Source organism: Rhizobacter sp. P3_B12 (assembly GCF_056402895.1).
On sequence record NZ_JBFUGN010000485.1, the window covers coordinates 1 to 4603 of the forward strand.

5 protein-coding genes and 2 tRNA genes are annotated in these 4603 nt (G+C 68.2%); all 7 read left to right on the top strand.

The window, feature by feature from the left end:
- On the top strand, positions 1–1180 hold a 1180-nt coding region (tolB, locus tag AC1D01_RS21840; protein WP_477870009.1), incomplete at its 5' end, for a Tol-Pal system beta propeller repeat protein TolB.
- A gap of 51 nt (positions 1181–1231) precedes the next feature.
- Entirely contained in the window at positions 1232–1765 is a 534-nt protein-coding gene (gene pal / locus AC1D01_RS21845; RefSeq protein WP_477870011.1) for a peptidoglycan-associated lipoprotein Pal, read from the top strand.
- Positions 1766–1779: 14 nt separating this feature from the next.
- Positions 1780–2583: a tol-pal system protein YbgF gene (gene ybgF, locus AC1D01_RS21850; RefSeq protein WP_477870013.1), complete on the top strand. Its 804-nt coding sequence runs from the start codon at positions 1780–1782 to the stop codon at positions 2581–2583.
- Positions 2584–2593: 10 nt separating this feature from the next.
- Positions 2594–3418, top strand: coding sequence for a tRNA threonylcarbamoyladenosine dehydratase (locus AC1D01_RS21855; protein WP_477870015.1), 825 nt, complete (start codon positions 2594–2596; stop codon positions 3416–3418).
- Positions 3419–3508: 90 nt separating this feature from the next.
- Positions 3509–3584: transfer RNA gene (locus tag AC1D01_RS21860), tRNA-Lys, on the top strand.
- A gap of 6 nt (positions 3585–3590) precedes the next feature.
- Positions 3591–3666, top strand: a tRNA-Lys gene (locus tag AC1D01_RS21865).
- A 72-nt stretch (positions 3667–3738) separates the two neighbouring features.
- Positions 3739–4603: acyltransferase family protein (locus tag AC1D01_RS21870; RefSeq protein WP_477870017.1), on the top strand; the 865-nt coding region annotated here is incomplete at its 3' end.

The following is a 4603-nucleotide window of genomic DNA, read 5'->3' on the forward strand; positions in this document are numbered from 1 at the left end:
TGCGACGCAGGTGCCGATCGCGATCGCGAAATTCCGCGACGAGGACAAGACCACGCAGGCCCTGTCGGCCATCATCCGGGCCGACCTGGAGCGCGCCGGCGTGTTCCGCGGCGTCGACACCAGCGTCGCGATCGACGAGAACGCGCAGCCGGCGATGGGCGAATGGCGCTCCCGCGGCGCCGACGCGCTGGTGGCCGGCTCGGTGACGCGGCTGGCCGACGGCCGCTTCGACGTGCGCTTCAAGCTCTGGGACATCGTCAAGGGCCAGGAGCTCGGCGGCCAGAGCAATGCCGTGCAGCCGGCCGACCTGCGGCTGGCCGCGCACCGCATCGCCGACTACGTCTACGAGAAGCTGACCGGCGACAAGGGCGTGTTCTCGACGCGCATCGCGTACGTCACCCGCACCGGCAGCCGCTACGCGCTGCGCATCGCCGACGCCGACGGCGAGGGCGGGCAGGTCGCGCTGAACAGCCCCGAGCCGATCATCTCGCCGGCCTGGGCGCCGAACGGCCAGGAACTGGCCTACGTGTCATTCGAGAAGCAGAAGGCGATCGTCTACGTGCAGAGCGTCGCGACCGGCGAGCGCCGCGTGATCGCCAACTTCCGCGGCTCGAACAGCGCGCCGGCCTGGTCGCCCGATTCGCAGTCGCTGGCCGTCACGCTGAGCCGCGACGGCATCTCGCAGCTCTACCTGATGGGCCGCAACGGCGGCGAGCCGAAGCGCATCACCACCAGCCAGGCGATCGACACCGAGCCGGTGTTCACGCCCGACGGCCGCACGCTGTACTTCGTCAGCGACCGCGGGGGTGGCCCGCAGGTGTACCGCACGGCGCTGGCCGGCGGGGCGGTGGAGCGCGTCACCTTTTCGGGCAGCTACAACATCAGCCCGTCGCTCAGCCCCGACGGGCGCAACCTCGCCTACATTTCCCGCCAGGGCAACGCCTTCCGGCTGTACCTGATGGACCTGACCAACCCGGGCGCGACGCCGCTGGCCTTGAGCGACACCAGCGACGACGAGAGCCCGAGTTTTGCGCCGAACGGCCGGCTGATCATCTACGCATCGCGCGCACAAGGGCGCGACGTGCTGATGACCACGACGCTGGACGGCAAGATCAAGGCGAAGCTGGTGTCGACAGCCGCCGATGTCCGCGAGCCCATGTGGGGCCCGTACGGCCGCTGACGAAGCGGCCGGCGCATCTTTTCTCGACGACAACATGACCAGGAGTCTCCAATGAAAGCAACTCGTCTCACCCTTCTCGCTGCCCTGACCTCGGCCGTCCTGGCAGGCTGCGCCTCCGGCGTCAAGCTCGACGACAAGCCGGCCCCGGTGGAAAACCGCTCGACCGGCGGCACCGCGGCCAACAGCGGCGCCAACAACGCCGGCACCTCGCAGTCGCAGGTCGCGAGCGTCGACCTGACGAAGAACGCCCCGGCCGCGATCAGCAGCATCATCTACTTCGACTACGACAGCTACGTGGTGAAGGACGAGTTCCGCCCGACGATCGAAGCGCAGGCCAAGAGCCTGTCGGCCAACAAGGCGAAGAAGGTCTCGATCGAAGGCCACACCGACGAGCGCGGCGGCCGCGAGTACAACCTGGCGCTGGGCCAGAAGCGTGCCGAGGCGGTCGTGAAGTCGCTGGAACTGCTGGGCGTGCCGCAGACGCAGGTCGAGGCCGTCAGCTTCGGCAAGGAGCGTCCGGCGGTGCAGGGCAGCGATGAAGCCGCCTGGGCGAAGAACCGCCGCGCCGAGTTCAACGCCAAGTAAGCCGGAGGCCTGGCATGCAATCGATTCTTCGCGGACGGTCCGGCGGCGCCTGGTGGGCGCCGCTGCTGGCGGCCCTGGCCCTGGTGGCGGCGCCGGCCGCGCACGCCGGCCTGTTCGACGACGACGAGGCGCGCAAGGCCATCCTCGACCTGCGCGGCAAGCTCGAAGAGAGCAACAAGCAGCAGGCGCAGCGCCAGGCCGAGATGAACGCGCAGCTGCTCGAGGAGGTCGGCAAGCTCAAGCGCAGCCTGCTCGACCTGAACACGCAGATCGAGCTGATGCGCGGCGACGCGGCACGGCTGGTCGGCCAGAACGAGCAGCTCACGCGCGATGTGTCCGAGCTGCAGCGCCGCCAGAAGGACATCGCCCAGGGCGTGGACGACCGCATCCGCAAGCTCGAACCGCAGAAGGTCACGATGGACGACAAGGAATTCCTCGTCGATCCGGAGGAGAAGAAGCAGTTCGACGATGCGATGGCGGTGATGCGCAAGGGCGATTTCCCCGGCGCCGCGTCGGCCTTCGTCGCGTTCCGCCAGCGCTACCCGGCCAGCGGCTACAACGACGTGGCGCTGTTCTGGCTCGGCAATGCGCAGTACGGCAAGCGCGAGTACCGCGAAGCCACGGCGTCGTTCCGCGAGCTGCTGAAGGTGGCGCCGGCCAGTCCGCGCGCGCCCGAGGCGCTGCTGTCGATCGCGAACTGCCAGCTCGAGCTGAAGGACGCGAAGGGTGCGAAGCGCACGCTGGACGACCTGCTGAAGACCTACCCGAAGTCCGAGGCCGCCGAGGCTGCCAAGGAGCGGCTGGCGTCGATGAAGTGACGGGGCTGCCGTGAACGCCGTCAACGACCTGCCCGTTTCCGACCTGCTGGCTTCCGATCCGCTGGCGCCGGACCTGGAGCGCCGCTTCGGCGGTCTGCGCCGGCTGTACGGCGCGGCCGGCTACCAGCGCCTGCGTGCGCTGCGCGTCGCGGTGGTGGGGCTGGGCGGCGTCGGGTCCTGGACGGCGGAGGCGCTGGCGCGCAGCGGCATCGCGTCGCTCGTGCTGATCGACATGGACCACGTGTCCGAGTCGAACATCAACCGGCAGGTGCAGGCGACCGGCGCGACGCTCGGCAAGGCGAAGGGCGAGGCCTTGCGCGAGCGCATTGCCGACATCCACCCGGGTTGCGACGTGCAGCTGGTCGACGACTTCGTCACCGCGGACAACTGGCCGGCGCTGCTGCCGGGCCCGGTCGACGCGGTGATCGATGCCTGCGACCAGGTGCAGGCCAAGCTCGCGCTCGCGCAGTGGGCGATCGCGACACGCACGCCGCTCGTGATGGCGGGCGCCGCCGGCGGCAAGCGCCGGCCGCAGGCGGTGGAGGTCGACGATCTCGCGAACGTCACGCACGATCCGCTGCTGGCCTCGCTGCGGCAGCGCCTGCGCAAGCAGCATGGCGCCCCGCGCAGCGGCGCGATCGGCGTGCGCTGCGTGTTCTCGCGCGAGGCGGTGGTGATGCCGGCCGCCGAGGGCGACGCCTGTGATATCGACACAACAACCGACGGCAGCCTGAACTGCCACGGCTATGGATCGAGCGTGGTCGTCACGGCAACTTTCGGACTGGTACTGGCGTCGGAAGCCCTCGAAATCGGGCTACAATCGCGGCTCCGCTGAATTGAAGCAGCGCCCGCAAAGATGTTCAGACATCGCACGGGCTTGATTCAAGGATGACCCCGCAAGGCATGTTATAGTCATGGGCTTGCTGGGTTGTTAGCTCAGTCGGTAGAGCAGCGGACTTTTAATCCGTTGGTCGCAGGTTCAAGTCCTGCACAACCCACCAGTTTCAGGGCTCCTAGCTCAGTTGGTAGAGCAGCGGACTCTTAATCCGTTGGTCGACAGTTCGAATCTGTCGGGGCCCACCAACACAGAACCCCGGACAGTCCGCAGCAATGCGACTCTCCGGGGTTTTCGTTTTGTCTGCAGGGAGTTCGCGTGTGAACGTCGAGGCTGCTGGCACCCCTGCAACAACGCATCGCGACAACTTCGATGGCGTGCGCCTGGTCGCTTCGCTGGCCGTGCTGTGGAGCCACGCATTCCTGCTGACCGGTCGCAGCGAGCCGATGCTGCCGGGCGGGATGCGATCACCGGGGCACCTGGCCGTGCTCGTCTTCTTCGCCATGAGCGGCTACCTCGTGTTCGGCAGCTGGGCGCGCGATGGGTCGGTGCTGCGCTTTGCACAGCGGCGCTTCCTGCGCATCTGGCCCGCCTATGCGGTCAACGTGATCGTCTGCGGGCTCGCGGCCTGGTGGTACGCCAGGGACGACCTCGACCTCATGGGGGTGCAATGGTGGTTCACGAGGCTGTTCTTCAGGGAGGTCGACCTGCAGCCGTTCGGACCGACGGTTCGCCATGAACTGAATGGAGCCTTGTGGACGATCCGCTACGAGATGGCCTGCTACCTGCTGCTGGCCGTGGGCGGATGGGTGATGGGTCGCCGGTTGAGGTGGGGGGCGCTGACCGTCCTCGCCCTCCTGCTGCTGGTATTCGCGTGGCAAGGAGGGCAGGCCGGCCTGGCCGGCGCCTTGCTTGACTGGGGAAATTTCCCCCACCTGGCGTACTTCGGCGCGTTCTTTCTCTGCGGCGGACTGCTGTTTCACTTCGATCAACGCCAACGCGTCGTGCCCGTGCTGGTCGGAGCCGGATTGCTGTGCGTCATGCTCGGCCAGCCGGAACTCGGCAGCCTGCTGATCGTGCCGGCGGGCAGCGTGTGGATCGGGCGACGATCATGGCCGGGGCTGCGCGCAGCGGCACGCTGGGGCGATTTCAGCTTCGGCATCTACCTGTGGGCCTGGCCGGCCC

Excerpts from the sequence above, each read along its gene's own strand:
- pal (WP_477870011.1), top strand. The coding sequence starts at position 1,232 with ATGAAAGCAACTCGTCTCACCCTTCTCGCTGCCCTGACCTCGGCCGTC.
- ybgF (WP_477870013.1), top strand. The coding sequence starts at position 1,780 with ATGCAATCGATTCTTCGCGGACGGTCCGGCGGCGCCTGGTGGGCGCCG.